The sequence below is a fragment of the Dactylosporangium sp. NPDC005572 genome (genome assembly GCF_040605515.1).
Classification (GTDB): domain Bacteria; phylum Actinomycetota; class Actinomycetes; order Mycobacteriales; family Micromonosporaceae; genus Dactylosporangium.
The window spans coordinates 13,449-37,168 of sequence record NZ_JBEXCY010000112.1; the positions used below are offsets into that span (position 1 = coordinate 13,449).

A 23,720-nucleotide genomic window follows, 5' to 3' on the forward strand; every position below is an offset into this window, starting at 1 on the left:
GAGGGCCGCGGGTCGGATCCGGGGTCCTGCTGATGGCCGTGGACCAGGCCGCGCTCGGGCGGCCGCGGGAGCCGATGCGCCGGTCCCGTCCCGCAGGGTTCGGCTGGGCGGACCTGCTCGGCCCGATCGGCATCCTCAGCACGGTCTTCGTCGGGTGCATCTTCGTGCTCGACCAAGGTGTGATCAGCCTGGTCTCGTGGCCCAGCGGCGTCGGGTCGTGGGGGCTGCTGACCGGGTTGGTGTCGTGGCACCTGATGGTGCTGCAGGTGATGATGCTGGCGCGGATTCCGTGGGTCGAGCGGGCCTGGGGCCACGACCTGCTCACCCACCGGCACCGCTGGGTCGGGTTTGTGTCGTTCTGGCTGATGATCGCGCACGTGGTGGCGTACATGATCGAACGGTCGATGCGGGGCACGCCGGTGCTGACCGCGTGGTGGCAGCTGTTCGTGCTGGACTCGTGGATGTTGTGGGCCACCGCCGGCACGGTGCTGATCATCGTCGTGGTGGTGCTGTCGCTGCGGGCAGCGCGGCGGCGGATGCGGTACGAGCCCTGGCATCTGCTGCACCTGTACGCCTACCTCGGCATGGCCCTGGCGCTGCCGCATGAGCTCGCCGACGGCTCCGATTTCCACACCACGTGGGCGCAGGCGTACTGGTGGACGTGGTACCTGGGCAGTCTCGCCGCGATCCTGGCGTTCCGCATCGGGCTGCCGATCTGGCGGTCCGTCCGCCACCGGCTGCGGGTCGCGGCCGTCGACGTCGAGGCACCGGGCGTGGTGTCGGTGCACGTCACCGGCCGTCACCTGCACCGGATGCGGACCCGGTCCGGGCAGTTCTTCATCTGGCGGTTCCGCGACGGACCCGGCTGGACCCGCGGCAACCCGTACACGATCTCCGCCGCCCCGACCAACGACCGGCTGCGCGTGACGATCCAGGCTGTCGGAGACGGCAGTGAACGCGCGGCCCGGCTACGACCCGGCACTCCCGTGTACATCGAGGGCCCGTACGGCACGATGACTGCCGAACGGCGCCGGCACCCGCACGCGCTGTTCGTCGCGGCCGGTGTCGGGATCACCCCGATCCGGGCGCTGCTGGAGGACATGCCGTACGCGCCGGGCGAGGCGACGCTGATCTACCGGTACTCCGACCAGCAGCACGCCATCTTCCTCCCCGAGCTTGACGAGCTCGCCGCCCGCCGGGGCGTCATCGTGCACTACCTGCCTGGCGCCCGCCGCGGCGACGGCAGCTGGCAGGCCGCCGGCGTCGGCTCGCACGACGACGCAACGGCGTTGCGGCGGCTGGTGCCGCAGATCGCCGACGCGGACGTCTTCGTCTGCGGCCCGCCGCGGTGGATCACCTCGGTCAAGGCCGCCGCCCGCCAGTCCGGCGCCGACCGCGCGGACCTGCACTCCGAAGATTTCGCCTGGTAGAGGGGACACCGATCGACGATGCGCACCATCGCGACATGGCTCGCCACGACCGCCGTCGGCGTGACGGCGCTGATCTTCTTCCAGCTGTCCCGACCCGCCGGCGAGGAAGACAAGGGCGGCCCGCGGCCCGAAGACTGCCGCCCCGCCACCGCCGCCGCCGCGGCGGCAGCGTCCCCCGCCCCGACCGCTCCAGGCTGCGAGGGCGGCGAGAACGACCATCAGGGCGGCAAGCCCGGCGAGCGCAAATAGCCGGGTGCGGCACGTACCCGCCGATGCCGCACCCGCCTGGGCGTCCATCACCTGCAGGTGCCCTGCGGGTGATGGACGCCCAGGCGGCCCCCGCCGGCGCCGTCGCGATGGCCGTGACCGCAGGGTGGTGGCTGGCACTGGTGGCGGTCTGGCCGGCCGGTGACCGGCCCGTGACCGGCCCGAACGACGCCGGTCCACGCGACCGGGCGGCCCGATGCCCGGCGGGGCCCGCGAGCATCAACCTTGCCGGCCACGGTCGTTGCCAGGACGGGCAGGTTTCTTAATCCGGCTTGTGGTTTGCCTGGGAAGCTTGGAGCCGACCTGCCATGCCGGCACTCGAGTGGAGGTGGCTGTGACCCGCCGTAAGCCCCAGGTCTTGGTCGTCGACGACGACCGTGGGGTACGTTCCGCACTGACCCGGGGCCTGACTCTGGAGGGTTTCGACGTCCACGAGGCCGCCGACGGCCCCGCCGCGCTGGCCAGCATCAGCGCCGATCCCCCCGCAGTGGTCCTGCTCGACGTGGTGATGCCGGGCCTGAGCGGAGTGCAGGTCGTGCGCGCGCTGCGGGAACAGGGCCGCACCCTGCCGGTGTGCATGCTCTCGGCCCGTGACGAGGTCGACGACCGCGTGGCGGGCCTGGCCGCCGGCGCCGACGACTACGTCGTCAAGCCGTTCTCCGTCGGTGAGCTCGCCGCCCGGCTGCATGCCCTGGTCCGGCTGCACGCCACCAGCGACCAGCGGCCGGTCACGGTCGCCGACCTGGTGATCGAACCAGCCCGGCGGGCCGTCACCCGCCGCGGCGACGACCTCGAGCTCACCTCACGCGAGTTCGACCTGCTCCTCGCCCTGGCCCGGCACAGCGGCCAGGTCCTGTCCCGCAACCAGCTCCTCGAGCTCGTCTGGGGCTACACCTGGGACGTCGACAGCAACGTCGTGGACGTCTTCATCGGCTACCTGCGCAAGAAACTCGAGGCCGACGGCAGACCCCGCCTGCTGCACACGGTCCGCGGCGTCGGGTTCGTGCTGCGGCCATGACCCCTACCCGCCGTCCCGCAGCCGACCACCGGCCCCGCCGGCCCCGTCGGCCCCGCCGGTCTTGGTGGGTCGTTGTGCTGCCGCGCAGCGTCCAGTCCCAGGTCGCGGTCAGCGTCGGCGCGCTGGTCATGCTCGTCGTCGCCCTCGCCGGACTGACCATTGCATTGCGCATCGACCACCGCGACCGCACCGACGTCGACCGGCAGCTCACCGCCCGCGCCGCCAAGGTCCAGCAGGACGCCGCCAAGCTCGTCCTGGACGGCACCGACACCACCGGTGGCGTCGCGCACACCAACGACGACTACGGCGGGCTGCTGGCCGGCAGCCAGTCCCTGGTCCGGCTCATCGCCGACGGCCGGGTCATCGCCACCCGCGGCGACCAGCCACCCGCCACGATCCCGCTGCCGTCCCGCGACGGCTTCGCCACCATCGACGTCGACGGGCAGCCGTGGCGGTCACTGGTCCAGCCACTCACCGACGGCAGCGGCGCCCGGCTGCAGGTCCTGCAAAGCCTCGAACCGGTCGAGGAACGCCTCGCCGACGGCCAGCGGATCGTCGTCGCCGTCGCCGTCGCCGCCACCATCGCCGCCGCCGCTGGGGTATGGGCGATCAGCGGAGTCGTACTCGCCCCGCTGCGCCGGCTGCGCACCGGCGCCCTACGGATCCGCCCGACCGACCTCGAACAGCGCCTGCCGGTCGCCACCCGACCCCAGGAGGTCGCCGATCTCTCGGCCACCCTCAACCGGATGCTGGAACGGTTGCAGGCCAGCATGCTGGCCACCCGCCGGTTCACCGCCGACGCCGGCCACGAACTGCGCACCCCGCTCACCAGCCTCGGCATCGACCTCGAAACCCTGCTCCGCAACCCCGACCTGCCCGCCGCCACCCGGCAGGAGACCCTGGCCGCGATGACCGCCGAACACCACCGCATCGTCACCCTCCTGGAAGGGCTGCAGACCCTCGCCCGCGGCGACGCCGAAGCCCTCCCCGCCCGCACCAGCATCGACATCACCGACCTCGTCGCCGACGCCGTCGACCGCGCCCGCCGCAAACACCCGGCTGTCCGCTACCGCCACACCGAACCCGTCCGGCCGGTCGTGATCGACGGCTGGCGGACCGGGCTCACCCTCGCCGTGGACAACCTGCTCGACAACGCCGCCCTGCACGGCCGCGCCGACGGCACCGTCGACGTCCGGGTCACCACCGACGCGCCTGACCCGGCCGCCGGGGTGCGCATCACCGTCGCCGACGACGGGCCCGGCATCCCCGCCGAGCAGCACGAGGCGATGAAACGCCGCTTCGCCCGCGGGGAGCAGCCACGCAGCGACGGCTCCGGCCTCGGCCTCGCCCTCATCGACCAGCAGGCCCACCTGCACGGCGGCACCCTCCAACTCGGCCGGGCCGTCGGCGGTGGCCTGGTAGCCACCCTGCTCCTCCCGGCCGCCCAGCCGCCGTCCGGCACCCGACGTCGGCGACCGCCCAGCTGAACCGCCCGACACGCCGCCCGCCCGCACCAGGCCGAACCAGGCCGAACCAGGCCGCATGGCGACCCGCGGACGTGCTGCTTGCCCGATTGGCGCGGATGCCGGCCGGGCAGGGCGCGGTCACAGGCCCGGGACGATCCCGGTGCAGGCGGTCTTCGCCCGCACCCAGACGTCGTCGCCGACACCGGCCGGCTTCGACGGTGCGCCGCCGGGAAACTGCGGCCCGGTTGGATGCGGCGCCCCAGACACCTCGGCGGCGTGCGACGGCAGCGTCGAGGGCATCGGTACCCCGTGCGCACGCAGGCAGTCCAGGTAGCGGTTCACCAGGTCCTTGCCGCCGGTGAGCCCCTTCGAACTCGCCACGGGGCCCGATGGCATGCCCGGTGACGCACCCGGATCACCGCCGGGCGGCGCGCACGCCGCCATCCCCGCCAACATCACGGCGCACACCAGCGCCACGGCATGTCTCGGCTCAGCCATTCCCTCTGTTTCCCTCCGTTGTCGAACATCTCCCACCCGAGGCCGGCCGTGGCCCCCGTGCCGGTCAGCCGGCGCCGACCGGACAGCCGAACAGGTCAGCCGGCCTGTGAGCATGTCGCCGGTTCTTGTGGCAGCGATAAGAACGCCCCACTGGCCCCATCAGCCCGCCACCACGGCCCCGCCCGTGGCCGCCCAGCCCCGGCCGCCGCCCAGCCTGGCCGCCAGCCGGCGGACTCTTAACGCAGGCACAGAAACGCCGATGAGCATGGGTGCTGGTACGGCACCGCCGTGCAGCGGGCGGCAGGCCCGAACCGGGCGGTCAGGGAGGCGCCATGGTCAGCACGAGAACGCCGTCACCACCACGCACCGTGCCGTGGTGGCCGCGGGCGCTGCGATTCGGCTTCGCCGACCTGCTCGGCCCCGCCGCGATCCTGTCCGTGATCGCGGTGATCTGCCTGTGCGCCACAGCGGCAGGGCGACGCGGAAGAGCACGATGGCGGCGGCCGACCGTCGCCCGGCGCCCCAGACCCAAGATGTTCATGCTCGCCGCCGGGGTCGGGATCACCCCCGTGCGGGCCTTGCCCGAAGACAGCCCCTACGCCCCTGGCGAGGCCGCGCTCAGCTACCGCTACACCACCGACCAGCACGCCATCTTCACGACGGAGCTGCGGCAGCTCGTCGCAGCTCGTCGCATCGGCCTGCACCTCATGCCGGCCGGCGCCGCGCCGACGGTCCTGGCTGCTCGACGGCTCCACCGGCACCCTCGACGACACCCAGATCCTGCAGCGCCGTGCCTGACCTGCTCGAGCGGGACGTTTCGTCTGCGGGCCGCCCGCCTGGAGCGCCTCCGTCCGCAAGGCCCTGCGCCGTGCCGGCGTCTCCGGTGACCGGGTCCACGTCGAAGACGTCGCTTGGTAGCCGAACGCACCACGCCACCGAACCGCGCCGCAACCCGGTACGGCGGTCCCAGCCGCCGCCAGCCCCCGGCTGCGCCGCCGTGTCAGCCGATACACCAGCGCCACCGCAACAACGCCACCACACGCACGCCGGGCAACGTCGCCCGCGCCGTGCCACCCTCCCGGCCGTCGCAACACCTTGAGGAGCCCCAGCATGCGACGCATCACCATGTGGATCACCGCGACCATCGCCGCGTTCGCCCTAATGCTCAGCTACCAGCTCAACGCCTCCGGTGCCACCGGCAAGGCCGAAGGCGGCGACCACCAGCCACCCGCCGTCGTGAGCACCGAGTCCGGCGCCGCCACCCCAAGCACCGATAGCACCGGCGGCTCCACCGACAGCGGCAAGACCGGCGTCACCAACAACAGCACCGGTAAACCCGGCGAAGGCAACAAGTAGCCGCCATGTGCCCGCCTCGGTACGCCCTTTGAGCGGCGCCGGAGCGTACGTGGCACGGAGCACCCCCAATCTCGACAACGTCGCCCGATCACGGCGCAGAAGTCACCAGCAGCAGGCCGGCGCCCGCACACCCTCGAGCGTGCGGGCGCCGGCCTGCTGCTGTAGTCACTGGTCGGCGCGGGACTGGCTGCCCTCGCGTGGTTGGCTGCGCCGTTCACAGCAGCTTCACGGCAGCGGAGTCGGTCCGGCGTCGGCAGCAGCGGCCTGCGCCGCGGCGGACGAGCCGTTGTCCGTCAGGGCCACGCCGTCGTCGTCATGGCCCGTGCGCCGTGACGCCAGGCCCGGACCGCATCCGCGGGCCCATCCACGGCGTCGCGCCCCGACGGTGACGCGCACTTCTTATTTGTGCCACAAGAACGGCGGCCACCCTTGGGACAGCACAGGCCAGCCACCACAACGGTCGGCCAGCCGAAACCGAACTACCGCAGGAGGCCGCCATGCGTCGCGCCATCACCAGCACCACCGCAGCGATCGTCGCCGCGGTGCTTGCCGTCGTGCTGTTCTTCGTCTACAAGACCGCCACCGCGTCGCCTGCACCGGATGACGGCGGGGGCCCCGCGTCGGTGACCACCACCGGCAGCGCGGGCGCCGGCACGGACACGGGCAAGGCCGACGACGGCCGCGGCGTCAACGACCAGACCGGCAAGCCGGGTGAGAACAAGTGACCGACACGACACTGCCCGCAACCGCCCTGGCGGGAAGCATCCTCACGACACGGCCCGGGCCGGCCAGCGACGGCTGGACGGCGATGACCGACGTCGAACGGGTCCGCTTCGAACACGACGGCTACCTGGTCATCCCCGGCGCCCTCACCTCCGAGGAGGTCGCCGCCGCCCGGACCGCCGTGCTGCGGCTGTGGCACGCCGACGGCCACCGCGGCGGCCCGCACGGCGACACCGCAATGCACCGGCTCTCCGCCGTTTCCGCCTGCCCCGAACTGGCGTTGCTCATCGACCACCCAACGGTCTTCCGGTACGTGTGGTCACTGCTGGGCTGGAACGTCCACATCTACCATTCCCACGTCGACGTCCACCCGCAACTGCCCCAGCCGCAACCGGACTGGTGGCACTGGCATCAGGACGGCGGCCGGCAGAACCGCGAGCTCGAGACCACCCCACGGCCGCGGATGTCGGTCAAGCTGGCCTACTGGCTCTCCGACGTCAGCTACCCCGACCGCGGCAACCTCACCGTCATCCCGGGCAGCCACCGCACCAACTGGCTGCCCGGCCCACCCAGCCGCGGCGTGCCCTGGCCGCAACCGGCACGGGCCCTGCAGATCACCGCGAACCCCGGCGACGTCGTCGTGTTCGACCGGCGGCTGTGGCACGCCCGTTCCGACAACCACTCACCGCACACCCGCATCGCCGCGTTCTTCGGCTACACCTACCGATGGGTGACCGGCCGCGACCACGTCGCCGACCTGCCGAACCGGCCGGAATGGGCCACCTTCACCCCCGTCCAGCGGCAACTCCTCGGCGGCATCGGCACCGGCGACGGCGACCACGCCTGGGGCCACGACCCCGCCACCACACCGCTGTACGCCGAACTCGCCAACCGCAACCTGCTCGACAGCAGCATCCCCGCACTCATCCCCTGACCGAACCCCTGACCGAACCCCTGACGCGGCCGGCGAGCAGCAGCCGACGGCCCCGGCCAGCAACCCCCGACTGTCCGGGGCCGCGCCGGCCGCATCACGTCGTCGCCGGGCCCAACACGCCAGCAGGGCCCGGCGACGACGGCCATCGCCGCGCAGCACACCACACCTGCCTGGTCCGAGCGACCGTAGCCAGCGCAGACCACCCGTCCGTCGCGGTCACAAAGGAGCACGATCCGTGAGCGACACCACCCGCATCGACGAACGCTCCGCGTTCCTGCGCGAGTTCCTCCGCGACCCCTTCACCGTCGCCGCCGTCACCCCCAGCGGCACACCACTCGCGCACCTGGCCACCGCCGGGATACCCCGAACCGGACACCCGACCGTCGCCGAACTCGGCCCCGGCACGGGCGCCTTCACCCGCGCCATCCAGCGACGCCTCGACGGCCGGGGCCACCACCTCGCCATCGAAATCAACCAACGCTTCGCCGACCTGCTCACCCACCGCCACCCGAACATCCACATCGCGGTGACCGACGCCCGCAACCTGCGCACCGTCCTCACCACCCACAACCACCATCACGCCGACGTCATCATCAGCGGACTGCCCTGGGCCGCCTTCAGCCCCAGCCAGCAAGACGACCTACTCAACGCCGTCACCGCCGCCCTCGCCCCACACGGCGTATTCACCACCTTCGCCTACACCCACACCCAGTGGGCACCGCCCGCCCGCCGCCTCCGCCAATCCCTGCAGGACCGCTTCGAAGAAGTCATCTCCAGCCGCACCATCTGGAACAACCTGCCACCCGCATTCGTCTACTACTGCCGCCGGCCACGCACACCAGCCACAACCCCATACCCGCACTCCTCCGAGCAGGATCCTGTGTCGTAGCAACGCGAACCCGGCTGGCGCGGAGCGGGGCTGGGCTTTGCGTCAGTGCGAGGTTTGGCCGCCGTCCACGACAAGAACGGCACCGTTGATATAGGAGGCCAGAGGCGAGGCGAGGAACAGAACGGTGCCGGCGATCTCTTCTGGCTCGGCCGGGCGTCCCAGGGGTGTCTGCGCGATGACGACGTCACGCATCGCCGGATCGTCGAGCCAGCCCTGCGTCATCGGCGTACGGACTAGACCCGGGGCCAGCGCGTTGACGCGGATTCCGGCCGAGGCGTAGTCGAGTGCGGCGGCCTTGGTGAGGCCGACGACGCCGTGCTTGGCCGCCGCGTAGGGGGACATGCCGGGGTCCGCGATGACGCCAGCGACGGAGGCGGTGTTAATGATCGCTCCGCCTCCAGCGGCCATCATCTGGGGGAGTTCGTACTTCATGGACAGAAAGACGCCCTTGAGGTCGACGTTGACCGTGCGGTTCCAGTCCGCTTCGGACTGTTCCAACAACGCTCCGGTGGGCGGCAGGATGCCAGCGTTGTTGAATGCGACGTCGAGCGATCCATAGGTCTCGACCGTGACCGCGACGAGTCGCTCGACCTGTGCTGCGATGGAGACGTCAGTGGGTACAAGCGTGGCACGGCCGTCCCCGGCGCGGATGAGCTCGAGCGTCTCCTGGGCCCGGGCGTCGATGTCGCCGAGGACGACAGCAGCGCCTCGCCGGGCGAAGGCAAGGGCGGTGGCTCGGCCGATGCCGGTGGCGGCGCCGGTGACGAGGACGATCTTGCCGGTGAAATCCAGGGGGTTGTCGACGCCGGCCATCAGTCGGTCCACCGCACGTACAGGACCATGGCACGGCAGTGACTTTCGGTCCATAGGTCGACGCCCTTCATGGGACCGTCGAGCCAGCGCGACTGCACGTCCGCGGTGGCGCGGCCGGTGACCGTTTCGATGATCTTCTTGATGCCGGCCTGCTCGTTGTCGCGGTCCTCGTCGAGCAGTTCGTGGATGTTGAGCTCGTCGTGGGTGCGCTTGACGGTTTCGTAGACGTCGAGGGTGTACCGCTTCGTGAGCTCGACGTCGGCACGGTGGGCCACGTCCGCGGTGTGTCCGGAGATGAACACGTCAAAGTCGTAGGCGAGGACACGGTCGAAGGCGCTGATGTAGTTGAACATGTTCTCGGTGATGTCGAAGTCCAGCAGCGGTACCCAGCCGGGAGCGATGAGGTCGATGCCGATCAAGACCTTCTCCTCGGGGAGGTAGACGAGGAGATCGCCGTCGGCGGAGTGGAAGCCGTCACGCACGAACTCGATTGTGCGTGAGCCCTTTCGCAGGGTCATTCGGTCCTTAAAGCTGCGGGTGGGCCGGGGCCGCCGCGGGTCGTTCTTGGTGGCGATGAACTCTGCGATGCGCGCCTCGGCGATGATCTCCAGAGTTGGGTCGGCGAGCAGGTGCGTACCGCCGATGTGGTCGGAGTGACCGTGCGAGTAGACCACGGTGGTGATCGGCTCGTCGGTGACCTCGGCGACCGCGGCGGGGAGGTGGCGCACGAGCGGTTCGGGTGCGTCGACGAGGACCACACCCTCGCCGGTGGTGAGGAACACCGACTGGTAGTTGCCGTTGGTGAGCATGAAGACCCCGCGTCCGATCTCGCGGATCAGGAAGCCGTCGCGCAGGTCGGTGACGCCGTCAGGTTGGACGTGGGCTCGGGTGAGCGCAGGCATGGTAATCCCTTTCGATACAGGGCGAGTCGGGTCGGCGGCGTGCCGTCAGAACCGTCCTCCGGCGGCTGGCGGTGTGACGACAAGCTTGCGAGGGGCGTTTCCGGCAACCAGGCGCCGCCACGCCGCCGTCGCGTCGGCCAACGGAACCCGTTCCACGTCGACGCTCAGCGCGCCGGATGCGGCATGGGCGGCCAGTTGTTCGAAGGCCGTCGAGCGCTCGTCGGCAGTGAACGCGAAGTTGGAGTGTGGTAAGAGCCGCACCAGGCTGTTGCGGAGTGCCGGGGCGGACAGCGTCGCCGCGGTACCGCCGGAGTTGCCGATCTGGACGACGCGGGCACCTTGCCGGGCCACCTGGATTGCAGGGGCGACGGTCGGGCCCCAGACCAGGTCGAGGATCAGGTCGACTCCGTCGGGAGCGGCCTGGCGGAGTTGCTGCGCCAGATCGTTCCCGGCGTCGGTGAAGGAGACGACCTCGTCGGCTCCTTTGTCCAGTGACGCTTGGCGGGTGGCCGCGTCGCGGACTACCCCGACCACGCGTGCCGCCCCCTGCAGTCGGGCCAGCTGGACGGCGATACTCCCCACCTGGCCTTCAGCGCCCAGGATGAGCACGTTCTCGCCGGCCTTCAGACCGCCGGTCGCGGTGAGTGACAGCCACGCCGCGAGTCCCGAGACGCCCAGCGTCGCCGCGACGATCGGGTCCAGTCCAGTCGGCACCGGTGCGGTCTCGGCCCCGGCGAGGGAGACCAGTTCGGCGAGGGAACCGTAGGGGGCGCGCGGTGCCGAGAAGTAGCGGTGGGAGCCATCCCCCAGGCGGGCCACGCCCTCGATCCCGGCCACGAACGGCGGGTCGAGCCGCCGGAACGGCATTTGCCCGGCAGCGATGATGATGTCGACTGGATTCAATGCCGCCGCAACGACTTCGGCAACGTCATTGGCGGATCCGGGGTCGGGGAACTCCTCGACCACCGGCTCGGCGCCGAGGGCGTGAACAACTGCCGCGAGCATGCTGACTTCCTTTGCCAGGGTGTTGGAATGCCAAGTGGCGAGAACGATCCGGCCACCGTCCGGTCGGCACTGACTGCGATGTCCGTATCCGGCAGTCCGAAGCTATGGTCGGTTGATCCCGGGATCCAATACACGTTGTGTATGACCGGCATATACGAAACCGATCGTCGCGGCCCGCAGACGGGAGGCGCGGCGAAGGGCAATCGCAGTAGTGGCGCGGCGCTGCGCGCACGTGCTGTATCGCCCGGCGTGTGGGCCAACGCGGCGGTCTCGGGCGTGTCTCAGCCTCGCCACGCGTTGATGGCACAGGAACGGCTACGCACCGGGCGTCGCCCTGTTGGGTACGCGGTAGTGGGCCATCACCATGTCGGTGAACGCTCGCGTGGCGGCCACCCGCCGATGCGACGGTGCCATGACGATGCAGATCTCGAGGGCGGGGCAGGGATCGACCTGCCGGATCGACAGATCCGGGCGGTTCGAGACGGTGGACTGCGGAAGGAACGCCACGCCAAACCCTGAGCGGACCAACTCCACCGCGGTCGTGACGTCGGGCACTTCGATGCTGATTTCGCGGGTCAGGCCCGCGCCGGCGAAGAACGCATCCACCAGTCGGCGGGTCCCCCAGCCGCTGGGGAACCCCACGAATACCTCCCCGCCGAGGTCCTCCAGCCGTATGACATCCGCCTCGGCTCCCTCCTGTCGCGGGGGAAGTACCAGCACCATGGGCTCGGTGCTGATCGGGACGACCACGAGCGACGGGTCGTAGTCGCCCATCGGGAGACCGGCGAACGCCACATCGAGGTGGCCAGCGGCAACGGCCTGCTGGAGTTCGGTCGAGCCTCCGGGGGCCAGGTGCGGTTCGATGAGGACCTGCGGCCGTTCGTGGCGGAACCGCGCGAAGACCTCCGCGAGGTCCGGCAGCACCATGGATTGCAGAATGCCGACGCGCACCACGCCACGCAGGCCCCCTTGGACCTGCCCCACGGCATCCCGCGCGGCCGTCACGTCGGCCAGCACGGTGCGGGCGTGCTCGAGCAGCACCGCGCCGGCGTTCGTGAGCGTGACCGTGCGATTGGTGCGATGAAACAGCTGTGCGGTCAGGTCACGTTCCAGCGCACGGATGGAGACGGACAGGGCCGATTGGGCGATATGAAGCCGGTGGGACGCCTTGGTGAAGCTCTGTTCCTCGGCCACCGCGACGAAGTGCTCCAGATGCCGTAGTTCCACCGCGGGTACCGTCCTTGATCGTCGTGGTGTGTGCCGTCGTCCGACGCTGCGCCGCCCCGTCGTTCGAGGAGATCAGCACTGGCGGCACGCACCGGCGGATCATCGTGACCTGATTGCGCGCCGACCCCCTCCAGGCCGGGGTCGTATCACCGAAGGAGCCTGGAGGGGGACACGGATGGTGACTACGGTGGCCGGGCGTCGGCCCCGGTAGCGACTTCCTGGCCACGCCGCGGGTCCGCGGGCTGGATCGGCGGTGAGCCGCGGCCGGCAGGCCGTTACGCCAGGCCGATTTGTGAGTAGAAAGCCAGGTTGTCCCAGAACAGGAATTCCTCGTCCATGTAGCCCGCCCGGCGATTCCAGATGCCGACCGTGACCATGTTGATGGCGTAGGACTTGCCGGTGGGCGGGATGTGGCCGCCCTTGCCGTCGGGCATGGGCCGGGTGAAGGTGCCCCGCATGACGCCGGTGACGGCGGTGAACTCGTTCATCGCGATGCGGATCGGGTGTTCGTGGATGCGGGTGTCGGGGGCCCAGACGAACAGTGCCTGCAGGTCGGCGATGTGGCGCTCGATGCCGTCGGTGTAGTGCCCGTCAGGCCAGTGCACCCGGATGTTCGGGGCGTGGCTTTCGCCGAGGCGGGCCCAGTCGGCGTGGGTGAAGACGTCGAAGTCGAGCTCGTCGAAGGTTTCGAGGTGGGCGCGTTCGGCGTGGTTCAGCCCTCGCGGGAAGGGTGGGTTGGGCACGGGGCTCGTTGCCGGGTCGGGCAGCGGGGTGGAGTTGACGGCGTCCTGTGCGACGGCAGGGGTACCACCGGCGACGGCGCCGAGGGCGAGCGCTCCGAGTGCTACGGCGCCGCTGTCACGCAGCAGCGCACGACGGTCGATCATGACAACCTCCTTTGGTTGAACGCTCAACCACATTCCCAGTTTCTGATGGAAACCGCAATCTCCGGGATTGCGCTGTGCCAGAGGTAACATCGGCCATGGCATCGATCGAGGGGCTGGCGGCCATCGAGCCCTACGACGTCTTCGCGCGCAGTTGTCCCTCGCGGCCGACCCTCGAACACGTGACCGGCCGCTGGGGCGGCCTGGTGCTCGGCGTGCTCGCTTCGAGACCGCTGCGGTTCAACGAGCTGCGGCGCCGGGTCGACGGGGTGAGTCAGAAGATCCTGGCGCAGACGCTGCAGGCTCTCGAACGCGACGGTTTCGTCCACCGGGAGCTGATCAGCACGTTCCCGCTGCGCGTCGAATATTCGCTGACGCCGCTTGGTCGGTCCGTCGCCGACCGGCTGGTCGCGCTGTTCGCACACTTGGAGTCACAGATGCCGGCCGTGCTCGCCGCCCAGCACCGTTACGACGAGCGAGTCGGCCGCTGACGGCAGGCCGCACGTCGGCGCGCGGGTCAGTGCGGCGCATGCCGAGCCAGATGTCCCTCTTTACGGGACATGGTGTCGCGCTATCCGGCAGGAGTCAGGCCCTTGCGGCGAGCAGGCCGCTCCAGGCCCTCGGGTAGCCGCGAAACAGGACTGACCTGCGCCAAAGTGTCGGCGCGGCTCGCGCAGGTAGCGAGTCCTTCGTCAAGATCCGGCAACCGGCGACGTGGCCATTCAAGCCCACCGCGGCTCCATGTTACGACCTGAAGTCTTGACGGTGTCTGAGTCGAGTCCTACTCTTCGCAACAGGCAACCACCATAGCGAGACATAGGAGCGGCTGACGTGAACGAGCGCGAGAACGGTGACATCCAGGTGATCGCGCGCTGCGCGCAGATCCTGCGCCAGTTCGAGCCGGGGTCGCGGCTGCGCCTCGGACCGCTCGCCTCGGAGTTGGGCGTTGGGCGCTCGACCCTGCACCGCTACCTCGCCTCGATGGTCAACGCCGACTTCCTCGAGCGCGTCGGTGAAGGTGAGTACACCCTGGGCCCGCTACTCGCCCAGCTGGGCACCATGGCGCTGAACTCACTGCACGTCATCGAAGCCGCCGGGCCGACGATGAGGGACCTGTGTCAGCAGACCCAGGAGACGGTGGTGTTGAGCGTCTGGGGCGGTCTCGGGCCGGTGGTGACCCGGGTCGAGACTCCCGACAAGCTCATCCAGGTTCTTGTTCGCATCGGTTCGCAGCTGCCGATCGACGCGGCGCAGACGCGGCTGTTCCTGGCCTTCCTGCGTGACAGGCGGACCGTGGAGAAGATCCTCCTGCTCGTGCCGGACCGCAGGGCGGAGCTTGAACGAGGCATGGAGTCGGCTCGCCGTGAGGGTGTCGTCATCGTGAGCGGTTACGTCCTGGGCCTTCGCACGGCCGCCGTCCCCGTTCTGGACGCGCGCGGGATCGCGGCGTCGATGGCCATCGTCGGCACGGAGGCCGCGATTCCCGACGATACGTCCGCCGGGCTGGTTCAAGGACTGCGCCGCGCGGCCGAGGAGCTCAGCCGGAAGCTCGGGTTCTCGGGCGATTACCCGGGTTCCATGCAGGAATAGCCGCACGCGCTCACGACCGTGACGTACGTGGACGAGAGGACAGCATTGATGAACGGGTCGCGGCCGACGAGTCCGGGCCGTGTCTGGTCGGCGGGATTCACCGCGGGAGTGGCCGGTATGACCGTGGCGGTCGTCGGCCTCGGGCTGTACGGCTCAACCTACCTGCTGTCCCTCGGCAGCAAGATTGCTATCTATGCGATCGTGATCCTCGGCCTGACGTTACTGGTCGGCTACGGGGGCCAGATCTCGTTCGGGCACAACGCCTTCTTCGGCATCGGCGGCTACATCTCGGCCCTTGCCACGACGTCATGGGGTCTGAGCCCGCTCCCGGGGATGCTCGTGGCCGCGCTCATCGCCGCCGCCCTCGCCGTCGTCACCGGCTATCCGACCCTCCGCCTGAGGGGCCACTTCCTGGCCCTCGGCACGTTCGCCGTCGGCCTGGGGTTCTACGCATTCGCCGTGGCATCGCCATACTTCAACGGCTTCACCGGCATCGGCGGCATTCCCCCGTACTCGCTGGGCGGGCTGAGCTTCCAGCGGGAGTTCGCCCAGTTCTGGGTGTGCGGAGTGTTCATGCTCGTCGCCCTGGTCGCGGTGGCCCATCTTCGCGGGGGTCGCTGGGGCCGGGCGCTGCGCACGGTCTCCACCGATGAGGCAACGGCGCAGAGCGTCGGGATCGACGTTCATCGGGTCAAGCTCACGGCGTTCGTCGTCTCGGCCCTGCTCGCGTCGGTCGCCGGTTCGCTGTATGCGCACACGACCAGCTACGTCAGTCCCGAGACGTTCAGCTTCGCGACCATTCTCACGCTGTTCATGATGCTGTTCATCGGCGGTGCCGGCTCGGTCTGGGGCGCGGTTCTGGGCTCCTTCGTCGTCACCGTCGTTCCGGAGCTGGCCCCGGAGTCCATGGCGTCCTGGCAGCCGACCTTCTTCGGTGCGCTGCTGGTGATCGTGCTGATCCTGCGCCCGGCGGGTCTGCTCGGGGGGCGGCGGAGAGCGGCGAGGCGTCCCAAGGACGGCGGTGGACAGCTGCGAGATCGAGGCAGCATCGGCCTGCGGGCCCACGGCGCGGAGGCGTCGGCGTGAGGACCGCGCTGCTGGAGGCCCGCGACATCAGCAAGTCGTTCGGCGCGGTCAAGGCGGTCGACGGGGTGTCGTTGAGCCTGGCGGTGGGCGAAATCGGCTCCGTGATCGGCCCCAACGGTGCCGGCAAGACAACGCTCTTCAACGCGTTGTCGGGCTTCTCCCCGGTCGACCGGGGAACGGTCACGCTCGACGGCCGGGACATCACCCGCAAGCCGCCACATCGCATCGCCCGGCTCGGGCTGGTCCGGACCTTCCAGACCGCCCGGCCGCTGGGAAACGCCACCGTGCTCGAGAACGTCCTGGCGGGCAGCTATCTGCATGCGAAGGGCGGTGTGTGGAGTTCGCTGTTCCCGCTGGGCGCGGTGCGCAGGGCGGAACGTGAACTGGTTCTGCGCTGCCACGCGACGCTGGCGACGGTCGGCCTGGCGGACGAGAGCGAGCGGTACCCGGGCGAACTGACCGCCGGCCAGCTGCGGCTGCTCGAGATCGCCCGGGGACTGGCCGCGAAGCCGCGGGTGCTCCTGCTGGATGAGCCGGCCGCCGGACTCAACCAGGTCGAGACCGCTCGGCTGGAGCGTACGTTGCGCGACATTCGCGACCAGGGCACCACGCTGCTGCTCGTGGAGCACGATGTCGACCTGGTCCTACGGGTCAGCGACCGGGTCACGGTCCTGGACTTCGGCCGGCTTCTCTGTCACGGCGCCCCGGCGGAGATCCGCCGGGATCCGGCCGTCGCCGCCGCCTACTTCGGTACCCGCGACGCGGGCGTCACCGCCCGGAACGAAGGTGCGATCTCATGATCAACACTCTTGCGATCGGGCTCAGCCTCGGCTGTGTCTACGGCTTTGTCGCGGTCGGCTTCGCGCTCATCTATCGCACCACGGGTGTGATGAACTTCGGTCAGGGCGCGTTCGTCATGCTCGGGGGGATGGGCGCCGGTTATGCCGGCCAGGAGTGGGGCCTGCCGCTGGCGGTCTCGGCGCTGATCGGTGTCTGCTTCGCCGTGATCGGGGGGCTCGTCCTCGTCCTCACGGTCGTGCTGCCCCTGTGGAAGCGCGGCGCCGGTGACCTCATCACCATGTTGGGGACGCTGCTGTTCCTGGTGGCGTCCGAGAACCTGGTTCTCAACCTGATGGGCAGTGATCCCCGCCCGGTGCCGCCCATCCCGCCGCATTTCACCCTGTCGGCCGCAGGCTTGCGTATCGACAGCCAGAGCCTATGGATCGTGGCGGCGGCCGTGGTCGTCTCCGCCGGTCTGGGCGCGTTCATCGCCAAGACCCCCACCGGGGTGGCGATGCGCGCCGTGGCCACGGACCAGAACGTGGCGCGTCTGATGGGGGTCAACCCGGCCCGGATCGCGGTGGTGGTGTTCGCCGCCGCCGCACTGATAGGTGGTATCGGCGGGGTCCTGGTCGCGCCGCTGCAGTTCGCCGCCTGGAACGCGGCGCACCTGTACAACATCAAGGGATTCGTCGCCGCGGTGGTGGGTGGCGTCCTCGACGTGCGTACCGCATTCCTCGGCGGACTCGTCGTCGGCGTCGCTGAGGCCTTCATTCTCACCTACGCGTCCTCCTCCTACCTCGACGTGATCCTCCTCGGTTTCCTGCTCCTGCTGCTCCTTCTGCGCCCCGGCGGCCTTTTCGGCCGCGCGGTAGCCGTCAAGTACTGAACCCCGCACGGCACGATCCTCGAGATTGGAAGACTTTCATGCGCGCCACACCCCGCCTTCTCGGCGTCGCAGCAGCCGCCGTCGCCGTGCTCAGCCTCGTCGCGTGCGGCAGCAACCTTTCCTCCGGCTCCAACGGCGACAACCGGTCGAACGCCGACGGACCCGTGGTCCTGGGTGTTCTGGTGGACCAGACCGCCTACCTGAAAACGGTCGACCAAGGCGTGCTCAAGGGCATCAACGCGGCGGTGAAGGCCATCAACGACCAAGGCGGCGTGCTCGGCGGCCGGCAACTGCAGGTGGTGTCGGGCGACATGGCCGCCGACCCGCAGAAGCAGGTCCAGGCATTCCAGCGCATCATGGGTACGGACAAGCCGGCGCTGTTCGTCAACGGGTTCTCCTCCGCCGGCAACGCGGCCGTCGCACCGCTGGCGAAGTCACAGCACGTCCCGATGGTCGTGGCCTCGGTGGTCCCGCAGCAGGACGCCGAATGGATCTTTTCGACCATCACCCCGGTCCGGTACGAGACGGGTACCCGGGTGGAGTACCTGCAACACGACGGCATCACGAAGGTCGGCATCCTCTACGACCCGACCCCGTACAACAAGCAGCAACTGCAGGTGATCAGCGATCAGCTCAAGGCGGCCGGAATCGACATCGCGGGCGCCGAGCAGCACGCCAGTGACGCTGTCGACCTTCGCCCACAGGTATCGAAGCTGCTCGGCGCGGGCGCTCAGGCGATCATCAAGCTGTCCTCGGGCCCGACCCAGATCGTGGCCGCGAAGGCCCTCGCCGACGCGGGTTCTCGGGCGCCGCTGCTCATCGGGATCGAGTCGCGCGCAAACATCGTCCAGGCCTCCGCCGCGTACCCCCACGTCCTCGTGGTCGCATCGCCGCTGCAGGTGAACGCGGTGCTGAAGGAGGCCGACCGCAGCCAGTCCGTAAAGAGCTTCACGGACACAAATCCGGCGGAGCAGGACCCGACGTACGTGGGTCGCGGCTGGGATGCGGTCTTCCTGGCCGCGGCGGCGTTGGAGAAGGCGGGCTCCACAGACGGTCAGGCGCTCCGCGACGCGCTGGAGTCCATGGATTCATACGCGGGCACCAGCGGCGCCTACGACTACACGGCCAGCGACCACTACGGCATCACCTCCAATCCGGACTATCTCGCGAAGATCACCGAGACGTCGGTCGACATCGTCTTCACCCCCAAGCGGTAGCCGCCAGATCCCCAGGCAGGAGCAACGCGATGGTTGACAACCCGGCGGCCGTGTTGCAGGTACGCGGGCTGACCGTCCGATACGGCAGTGTCCGCGCGGTTCACGGTCTCAACCTCGACGTATCGGCCGGTGAGGTCCTCGGCGTCATCGGAGCCAACGGCGCGGGCAAGTCCTCACTCGTCAACGCGATCGCCGGAGCCACCCGGTCCAGCTCCGGCTCGATCGCCCTCAACTCCCGGGACATCACCAAGGCGCCGGTCACCGAACGCGTCAGGGCAGGCATCGCGGTCAGCCCGGAAGGACGGGGGATTCTCGCGGGCATGACCGTCGAGGAGAACCTGCGTCTGGGGGCGTACTCGGTGCGACGACGCGACCGGAACGTGCTTGGAGGAAGGCTCGCCGAAGCCTTCGCGATCTTCCCCGTGCTGGGCGAGCGCCGCTCCCAGATGGCACAGACACTCAGCGGCGGGGAGGCGGCCATGCTCTCCGTGGCCCGGGCGTTGATGAGTGGTCCGTGTCTGCTCCTGCTCGACGAACCGAGCCTCGGCCTGGCCCCGATCATGCGGCAACGGCTCTTCGAGCGCATCGCCGTGCTCAAGCGGACCGGTCTGGCGATGGTGATCGTCGAGCAACGCGCCGCCGAGCTCCTCGAAGTGTCCGACCGGCTGCTGCAGATGCGCCGCGGCGAGTCGGCCGGGATCGGGCGTGCCGCCGAGATGGATGCGGAGAGCCTCGCGCGACTCTACTTCGGGGCGGCGGCCGCGCCCGGCCCATCGGCACCGTCCTGAGACGCCGGATTCCAGCGGCGACCGAACCCACGACTTCAGCCACCGATTCCACCGGGACTCAACCAGAGGACGCTATGACCAATGCGATCGCGACGATCCTGTCCGGCCTCGTCGACATGCACTGCCATTCGGGGCCGAGTCCCTTCCCGCGCCGGTTCGACCACGTCGAGGCGGCGCAGGACGGCGCCCAACGGCTCCGGATGCGGGCCATGGTGGCCAAGTCCCACCACCACAACTCGGTGATGGACCTGCTGGCCATGAAGGACCGCCTCGTGAACGTGCCGACGCAGGTGTTCGGTGGAATAGCACTCAACAACCAGGTCGGCGGCCTCAACCCCCACGCCGTGGAGATGTGCCTGCGGATGGGGGGCAAGGTCGTGTGGTTCCCGACGTTCTCCTCCGGCCGCCATATCGACTGCCATCCCGAACACTCCGGCTTCCCCACGGCAACCGTGCCGCTGACCACCGAGCGGGTCGACGTCACCGACGACGGTAAGCCGCTCCCCGCCGTACATCCGGTGCTCGATCTCATCGCCGAGGCCGGCGCGGTGCTCAACGGCGGACACATGCACCCTCAGGACATCAGGGCCGTCTTCACGCTCGGCCGGGAGAAGGGGATCGACCGGATGGTCGTCAGCCACCCCGACTTCGTGATCGGTGCGGAACCGGCGCAATGCCGCGAGTTCATCGAGCTCGGCGCGGTCATCGAGCACGAGATGCACATGTACGACCCCGAGGCCTCGATGAAATGGGACCCCGCCCGGCTGTACCGCTGGATCGAGGAGCTCGGGCCCGAGCATACCGTGCTGGCATCGGACCTGGGGCAGTCCACGATGCCCAAGCCGGTCGATGCGTTCATCCGCGTCGCGGAGGCCCTGCTCGACCTCGGACTTCCCGAGAAGGACCTGCGGCTCATGGTCCGTGACAACCCCAGCCGCCTGCTGAACCTGCAGGACTGATCAGCCGGAGCCGCACCGCGGTCCGTGAAAGGAATGGCGTGTACAACCAGAACGATGCGCGATCCGCGCTGATCCCCGCTGCGGGTACCGGTCCGGCCGCTGCCGCCGCTGCCCCCGAGTACATCCAGTTCGACCTCGCTGATCCGGCCGAGGTGTCCGCGGCCGGCAGTCCCACCTGGTACTTCCGTGGCCAGAACTTCGTCCTGGCCTACACCCGGCTCAGGGCCGGCGACACCCTGGACCGCCGGGAACAGCATCATGAGTACCTGTTGCTGCTCACCGCCCTGGACAGCGACGTCGACATCACCGCGGGCGCGGACCGGGCGACGGTCACCGAACCCGCCGTCGTCGTGGTCCCTCCCGGACCGAGTTCGCTGACCGCGGGGCGCGACACCGCGGTGGTGCGGCTGTTCGACGGGCGCACCGGGGACCTCATGGACAAAGCCGCCAACGCCGGTTCCTACACCGTGCCCCACGCCAACGTGACCCCGTTGGTACCGTGGCCCGACCCCGTCGACGGCGACCGGCTACGCGTCTACCTCACCGAGCGGATCCCGCCGGAAACGGGCCGCTTCGGCCGGATCTTCCGCACGTCCGCATTCATGATCAACTTTCTGGAACTGCAGCAGGGGCCGCGCGACCCGGAGCAGCTCTCGCCGCACCACCACGACAACTTCGAACAGTGCTCGCTCGCCGTCGAGGGCTCCTACATGCACCACATCCGCACACCGTGGACCACGAAGCGCAGCGAATGGCGCGAGGATCAGCACACGCGCGTCGGCAGCCCGTCGGTGGCGATCATCCCGCCACCAACCGTGCACACCAGCGAGGCAGTCGGGCCCGCACGCAACCAGCTGATCGACATCTTCTGCCCCCCGAGGGCGGACTTCTCAGCCCGCGAAGGCTGGGTACTCAACGCCGCGGAGTACCCGGGACGATCGGAGGTGGCCTCCTGATGCTGTCGTTCCCGCGGCTGCTGGGCAACGGCCGTACAGCGGTCGGCACGTGGGTGAAACTTCCGACGATCGAGTCCGTCGAACTGATGGCCGTCGCCGGCTTCGATTTCGTCGTCCTCGACCTCGAACACTCGCCGATGTCGATGGAGACCGCCGCCACCCTGACCGCCGTTTCCGCCGGGCGGGGCGTCGTACCGCTGGTCAGGGTCCCCGACCACTCACCGGCCTGGATCCAGCGATCCCTCGACGCCGGCGCGTCCGGGGTCCTCGTGCCGCACGTCGACTCCGACGAACAGGCCCGCGCGGTGGCCGGGGCCGCCCGGTTCGAGCCGGACGGCTCGCGCGGTGTCGGGCCGACCAGCCGGGCCGGGAACTGGGGACTCACGCCCATGCTCGACTACCTCGCCACGGGACACGAGGTCGCCGTGATCGCCCAGATCGAGAGCGACGCCGGCGTGCGAAGCGCGAGGGCGATCGCCGAGGGCGGCCGGGTCGACGCTCTCTTCGTCGGTCCGGCAGACCTCTCCGTCTCGCTCGGCATGCCCGCCGATAGCGCCGAGGTCGTGGAGCGGATCCACCACGTGGTCGAACAGTGCAAGGCAGCGTCGCGCCCTTGCGGCATCGCCATCGGCGCGGATCCGATACGCGCGGCCGCCCTCGCGGACGAGGGCTTCGACTTCGTCATGCTCAGCAACGACGCGACCATCCTCGGCTCCGGCGCCGCCGAACTCGTCGCAAGGTTCCGGGCATGCGCACCCTGATCGTCTACGCCCACCCCGAGCCGACCTCGTTCGCCGGGGCCATGAGGGACGCCGCGGTCTCCACGCTGGAGGCCGCGGGCCACGAGGTCGTCGTCTCGGACCTCTACGCCGAAGGGTTCAACCCGGTCGCGGGCCGGCACGACTTCACCACCGTCGCTGACCCCGAACGATTCCACTATCAGACGGAACAGGCGCACGCCTCGGCCGAGCGCGGCTACACACCCGAACTCGCCCGGGAACAGCGGCGGGTCGAGCGCGCGGCGGTCATCATCCTCGTGTTCCCCCTGTGGTGGGGAGGAGTACCGGCCATCCTCAAGGGCTGGTTCGAGCGGGTCCTGGCGTACGGCTTCGCCTACGAGGACAGCATGCGCTACGACACGGGCTTCTTCCGCGGGCGCTCGGGGCTGATGGGGATCGTCACCGGGGGCACCCGCGAGCGGTTCTCCGAACGGGGCACCTACGGCGCCATCGAGCAGGTCCTCTGGCCGACCCAGCACTGCATGGTCGAGTATCTCGGGCTGAACACCATGGAGCCCTTCGTGGCCTATGCGGCACCCCGCGTATCGATGCAGCAACGGCGCGAATACCTGCACCAATGGCGGCAGCGGGTATTGGAGTGCCTGGACGGGGCCAATACGCCCGGCGGCGAGCCGCCGGCGTTGAAGACGGCCCGGCCCGCAACCACCTGGTCGTCCGAGGAGTGAGCCTGTACCGACCTGGTGTTTTGGAGATCGTTGCAGGGTGTGGCGGCCGGGCGAGGACGGCGTCAGCGGCCCCGTACGCGCGGGGGGCCTCATCGCAGTCCCGCTGCCCTCGGCGAGATACCGGGCGAGCTGCGCGGCGACCAGGAGGTAGTTGTACCGGGTCGTCTCCGGGTAGTTGCCTGCGCGGAGGAACCCGGACCAGTCCCGGGCGAGCCCTTCAGTGAACTTGTCGATCTTCAACAGCGGCATCCGAAACCTGCCTAGTCAAGGGGTCCAACAGCGGCGTGCTAGACCTGGCAGTGATGCCGAACAATGAAAAAGGGGGCCTCCGCGAGTCGCTGACCTGCGAAAACCCCTACACTGTCGGGACGGCGGGATTTGAACCCACGACCCCTTGACCCTCAGCCAGCGACGTGCCCAGCAACGTTCTCCCAGGTCGCTGCAAGCATAAACCGGCCGAGTAAAGGAGTCTGTGGTTTGGTGGTGCGTTGGCATTGATGTGGTCGCCAGGGGCAAATTTCAAGGCTCTGGCACAAAGTGTGTGATCGACTAGTGTTGATCAGTTCGGGTGTCCCTTG

Annotated in this window: 26 protein-coding genes; 20 read left to right on the forward strand and 6 right to left on the reverse strand. The window is 69.6% G+C overall.

What is annotated here, in order from left to right; genetic code table 11:
- Positions 1-32 precede the first annotated feature (32 nt).
- From ABZS66_RS38185 to ABZS66_RS38200, 4 genes are all read left to right on the forward strand, one after another.
- Positions 33-1,430, forward strand: a complete 1,398-nt coding sequence (locus tag ABZS66_RS38185; protein WP_354766520.1) for a ferredoxin reductase family protein — start codon at positions 33-35, stop codon at positions 1,428-1,430.
- Between the two features lie 18 nt (positions 1,431-1,448).
- Entirely contained in the window at positions 1,449-1,679 is a 231-nt protein-coding gene (locus ABZS66_RS38190; protein WP_354766522.1) for a hypothetical protein, read from the forward strand.
- Between the two features lie 352 nt (positions 1,680-2,031).
- Positions 2,032-2,715: a response regulator transcription factor gene (locus tag ABZS66_RS38195; RefSeq protein ID WP_354766524.1), complete on the forward strand. Its 684-nt coding sequence runs from the start codon at positions 2,032-2,034 to the stop codon at positions 2,713-2,715.
- A 74-nt stretch (positions 2,716-2,789) separates the two neighbouring features.
- On the forward strand, positions 2,790-4,202 hold the full coding sequence (locus ABZS66_RS38200) for a HAMP domain-containing sensor histidine kinase (protein WP_354766526.1): 1,413 nt from the start codon (positions 2,790-2,792) through the stop codon (positions 4,200-4,202).
- A gap of 117 nt (positions 4,203-4,319) precedes the next feature.
- On the opposite strand, the gene ABZS66_RS38205 is transcribed toward ABZS66_RS38200, so the two are convergent.
- On the reverse strand, positions 4,320-4,562 hold the full coding sequence (locus tag ABZS66_RS38205; RefSeq protein ID WP_354766528.1) for a hypothetical protein: 243 nt from the start codon (positions 4,560-4,562) through the stop codon (positions 4,320-4,322).
- A 449-nt stretch (positions 4,563-5,011) separates the two neighbouring features.
- Here ABZS66_RS38205 and ABZS66_RS38210 point away from each other — a divergent pair, with 449 nt between their 5' ends.
- The 5 genes from ABZS66_RS38210 (at position 5,012) to ABZS66_RS38230 (ending at position 8,581) form a co-directional block, all read left to right on the forward strand.
- Positions 5,012-5,566 (forward strand): hypothetical protein, encoded by a 555-nt coding sequence (locus ABZS66_RS38210; protein ID WP_354766530.1) that lies wholly within the window; start codon positions 5,012-5,014, stop codon positions 5,564-5,566.
- Between the two features lie 223 nt (positions 5,567-5,789).
- The gene (locus ABZS66_RS38215) at positions 5,790-6,035 is read left to right on the forward strand and encodes a hypothetical protein (RefSeq protein WP_354766531.1); all 246 of its coding nucleotides are present in this window, start codon (positions 5,790-5,792) and stop codon (positions 6,033-6,035) included.
- Positions 6,036-6,532: 497 nt separating this feature from the next.
- Positions 6,533-6,760 (forward strand): hypothetical protein, encoded by a 228-nt coding sequence (locus ABZS66_RS38220; protein ID WP_354766532.1) that lies wholly within the window; start codon positions 6,533-6,535, stop codon positions 6,758-6,760.
- The gene (locus ABZS66_RS38225; protein ID WP_354766534.1) at positions 6,757-7,692 is read left to right on the forward strand and encodes a phytanoyl-CoA dioxygenase family protein; all 936 of its coding nucleotides are present in this window, start codon (positions 6,757-6,759) and stop codon (positions 7,690-7,692) included. Before ABZS66_RS38220 ends, ABZS66_RS38225 begins: the two co-directional genes overlap by 4 nt.
- 235 nt (positions 7,693-7,927) lie before the next feature.
- On the forward strand, positions 7,928-8,581 hold the full coding sequence (locus ABZS66_RS38230; RefSeq protein WP_354766536.1) for a methyltransferase domain-containing protein: 654 nt from the start codon (positions 7,928-7,930) through the stop codon (positions 8,579-8,581).
- A 42-nt stretch (positions 8,582-8,623) separates the two neighbouring features.
- Here ABZS66_RS38230 and ABZS66_RS38235 read toward each other — a convergent pair whose 3' ends face one another.
- The 5 genes from ABZS66_RS38235 to ABZS66_RS38255 form a co-directional block, all read right to left on the reverse strand.
- Positions 8,624-9,394, reverse strand: coding sequence for an SDR family oxidoreductase (locus ABZS66_RS38235; RefSeq protein WP_354766538.1), 771 nt, complete (start codon positions 9,392-9,394; stop codon positions 8,624-8,626).
- On the reverse strand, positions 9,394-10,296 hold the full coding sequence (locus ABZS66_RS38240; RefSeq protein ID WP_354766540.1) for an MBL fold metallo-hydrolase: 903 nt from the start codon (positions 10,294-10,296) through the stop codon (positions 9,394-9,396). The genes ABZS66_RS38235 and ABZS66_RS38240 overlap by 1 nt, the downstream gene beginning before the upstream one ends.
- A gap of 45 nt (positions 10,297-10,341) precedes the next feature.
- Complete coding sequence (locus tag ABZS66_RS38245) at positions 10,342-11,301, reverse strand: zinc-binding alcohol dehydrogenase family protein (RefSeq protein WP_354766541.1); 960 nt, start codon at positions 11,299-11,301, stop codon at positions 10,342-10,344.
- A 315-nt stretch (positions 11,302-11,616) separates the two neighbouring features.
- Positions 11,617-12,528: a LysR family transcriptional regulator gene (locus ABZS66_RS38250; RefSeq protein WP_354766543.1), complete on the reverse strand. Its 912-nt coding sequence runs from the start codon at positions 12,526-12,528 to the stop codon at positions 11,617-11,619.
- Between the two features lie 275 nt (positions 12,529-12,803).
- Positions 12,804-13,415 carry an ester cyclase gene (locus tag ABZS66_RS38255; protein ID WP_354766545.1) on the reverse strand — a complete coding sequence of 204 codons (612 nt, stop codon included), beginning with the start codon at positions 13,413-13,415 and terminating at the stop codon, positions 12,804-12,806.
- 95 nt (positions 13,416-13,510) lie between these two features.
- Between ABZS66_RS38255 and ABZS66_RS38260 the strand changes: the two genes are divergently transcribed.
- The 11 genes from ABZS66_RS38260 (at position 13,511) to ABZS66_RS38310 (ending at position 23,142) form a co-directional block, all read left to right on the forward strand.
- Positions 13,511-13,903, forward strand: a complete 393-nt coding sequence (locus ABZS66_RS38260; RefSeq protein WP_354766546.1) for a helix-turn-helix domain-containing protein — start codon at positions 13,511-13,513, stop codon at positions 13,901-13,903.
- Positions 13,904-14,243: 340 nt separating this feature from the next.
- On the forward strand, positions 14,244-15,002 hold the full coding sequence (locus ABZS66_RS38265; RefSeq protein ID WP_354766548.1) for an IclR family transcriptional regulator: 759 nt from the start codon (positions 14,244-14,246) through the stop codon (positions 15,000-15,002).
- A gap of 117 nt (positions 15,003-15,119) precedes the next feature.
- Positions 15,120-16,088 (forward strand): branched-chain amino acid ABC transporter permease, encoded by a 969-nt coding sequence (locus ABZS66_RS38270; protein ID WP_354766550.1) that lies wholly within the window; start codon positions 15,120-15,122, stop codon positions 16,086-16,088.
- Positions 16,085-16,888: an ABC transporter ATP-binding protein gene (locus ABZS66_RS38275; RefSeq protein WP_354766552.1), complete on the forward strand. Its 804-nt coding sequence runs from the start codon at positions 16,085-16,087 to the stop codon at positions 16,886-16,888. Before ABZS66_RS38270 ends, ABZS66_RS38275 begins: the two co-directional genes overlap by 4 nt.
- Complete coding sequence (locus tag ABZS66_RS38280; protein WP_354766554.1) at positions 16,885-17,757, forward strand: branched-chain amino acid ABC transporter permease; 873 nt, start codon at positions 16,885-16,887, stop codon at positions 17,755-17,757. The genes ABZS66_RS38275 and ABZS66_RS38280 overlap by 4 nt, the downstream gene beginning before the upstream one ends.
- A gap of 38 nt (positions 17,758-17,795) precedes the next feature.
- Entirely contained in the window at positions 17,796-18,974 is a 1,179-nt protein-coding gene (locus tag ABZS66_RS38285) for an ABC transporter substrate-binding protein (RefSeq protein WP_354766556.1), read from the forward strand.
- Positions 18,975-19,003: 29 nt separating this feature from the next.
- Complete coding sequence (locus ABZS66_RS38290) at positions 19,004-19,762, forward strand: ABC transporter ATP-binding protein (RefSeq protein WP_354766558.1); 759 nt, start codon at positions 19,004-19,006, stop codon at positions 19,760-19,762.
- Between the two features lie 74 nt (positions 19,763-19,836).
- Positions 19,837-20,721 carry a DUF6282 family protein gene (locus tag ABZS66_RS38295; RefSeq protein WP_354766560.1) on the forward strand — a complete coding sequence of 295 codons (885 nt, stop codon included), beginning with the start codon at positions 19,837-19,839 and terminating at the stop codon, positions 20,719-20,721.
- Between the two features lie 38 nt (positions 20,722-20,759).
- Entirely contained in the window at positions 20,760-21,677 is a 918-nt protein-coding gene (locus ABZS66_RS38300; RefSeq protein ID WP_354766562.1) for a hypothetical protein, read from the forward strand.
- On the forward strand, positions 21,677-22,438 hold the full coding sequence (locus ABZS66_RS38305) for an aldolase/citrate lyase family protein (protein ID WP_354766564.1): 762 nt from the start codon (positions 21,677-21,679) through the stop codon (positions 22,436-22,438). The genes ABZS66_RS38300 and ABZS66_RS38305 overlap by 1 nt, the downstream gene beginning before the upstream one ends.
- Positions 22,426-23,142, forward strand: coding sequence for an NAD(P)H-dependent oxidoreductase (locus ABZS66_RS38310; RefSeq protein ID WP_354766566.1), 717 nt, complete (start codon positions 22,426-22,428; stop codon positions 23,140-23,142). Before ABZS66_RS38305 ends, ABZS66_RS38310 begins: the two co-directional genes overlap by 13 nt.
- Positions 23,143-23,720: the final 578 nt, after the last annotated feature.

Excerpts from the sequence above, each read along its gene's own strand:
- ABZS66_RS38185 (WP_354766520.1), top strand. The coding sequence starts at position 33 with ATGGCCGTGGACCAGGCCGCGCTCGGGCGGCCGCGGGAGCCGATGCGC.
- ABZS66_RS38190 (WP_354766522.1), top strand. The coding sequence starts at position 1,449 with ATGCGCACCATCGCGACATGGCTCGCCACGACCGCCGTCGGCGTGACG.
- ABZS66_RS38210 (WP_354766530.1), top strand. The coding sequence starts at position 5,012 with ATGGTCAGCACGAGAACGCCGTCACCACCACGCACCGTGCCGTGGTGG.
- ABZS66_RS38215 (WP_354766531.1), top strand. The coding sequence starts at position 5,790 with ATGCGACGCATCACCATGTGGATCACCGCGACCATCGCCGCGTTCGCC.
- ABZS66_RS38220 (WP_354766532.1), top strand. The coding sequence starts at position 6,533 with ATGCGTCGCGCCATCACCAGCACCACCGCAGCGATCGTCGCCGCGGTG.
- ABZS66_RS38235 (WP_354766538.1), bottom strand. The coding sequence starts at position 9,394 with ATGGCCGGCGTCGACAACCCCCTGGATTTCACCGGCAAGATCGTCCTC.
- ABZS66_RS38240 (WP_354766540.1), bottom strand. The coding sequence starts at position 10,296 with ATGCCTGCGCTCACCCGAGCCCACGTCCAACCTGACGGCGTCACCGAC.
- ABZS66_RS38245 (WP_354766541.1), bottom strand. The coding sequence starts at position 11,301 with ATGCTCGCGGCAGTTGTTCACGCCCTCGGCGCCGAGCCGGTGGTCGAG.
- ABZS66_RS38255 (WP_354766545.1), bottom strand. The coding sequence starts at position 13,415 with ATGATCGACCGTCGTGCGCTGCTGCGTGACAGCGGCGCCGTAGCACTC.
- ABZS66_RS38260 (WP_354766546.1), top strand. The coding sequence starts at position 13,511 with ATGGCATCGATCGAGGGGCTGGCGGCCATCGAGCCCTACGACGTCTTC.
- ABZS66_RS38270 (WP_354766550.1), top strand. The coding sequence starts at position 15,120 with ATGACCGTGGCGGTCGTCGGCCTCGGGCTGTACGGCTCAACCTACCTG.
- ABZS66_RS38280 (WP_354766554.1), top strand. The coding sequence starts at position 16,885 with ATGATCAACACTCTTGCGATCGGGCTCAGCCTCGGCTGTGTCTACGGC.
- ABZS66_RS38285 (WP_354766556.1), top strand. The coding sequence starts at position 17,796 with ATGCGCGCCACACCCCGCCTTCTCGGCGTCGCAGCAGCCGCCGTCGCC.
- ABZS66_RS38290 (WP_354766558.1), top strand. The coding sequence starts at position 19,004 with ATGGTTGACAACCCGGCGGCCGTGTTGCAGGTACGCGGGCTGACCGTC.
- ABZS66_RS38295 (WP_354766560.1), top strand. The coding sequence starts at position 19,837 with ATGACCAATGCGATCGCGACGATCCTGTCCGGCCTCGTCGACATGCAC.
- ABZS66_RS38305 (WP_354766564.1), top strand. The coding sequence starts at position 21,677 with ATGCTGTCGTTCCCGCGGCTGCTGGGCAACGGCCGTACAGCGGTCGGC.
- ABZS66_RS38310 (WP_354766566.1), top strand. The coding sequence starts at position 22,426 with ATGCGCACCCTGATCGTCTACGCCCACCCCGAGCCGACCTCGTTCGCC.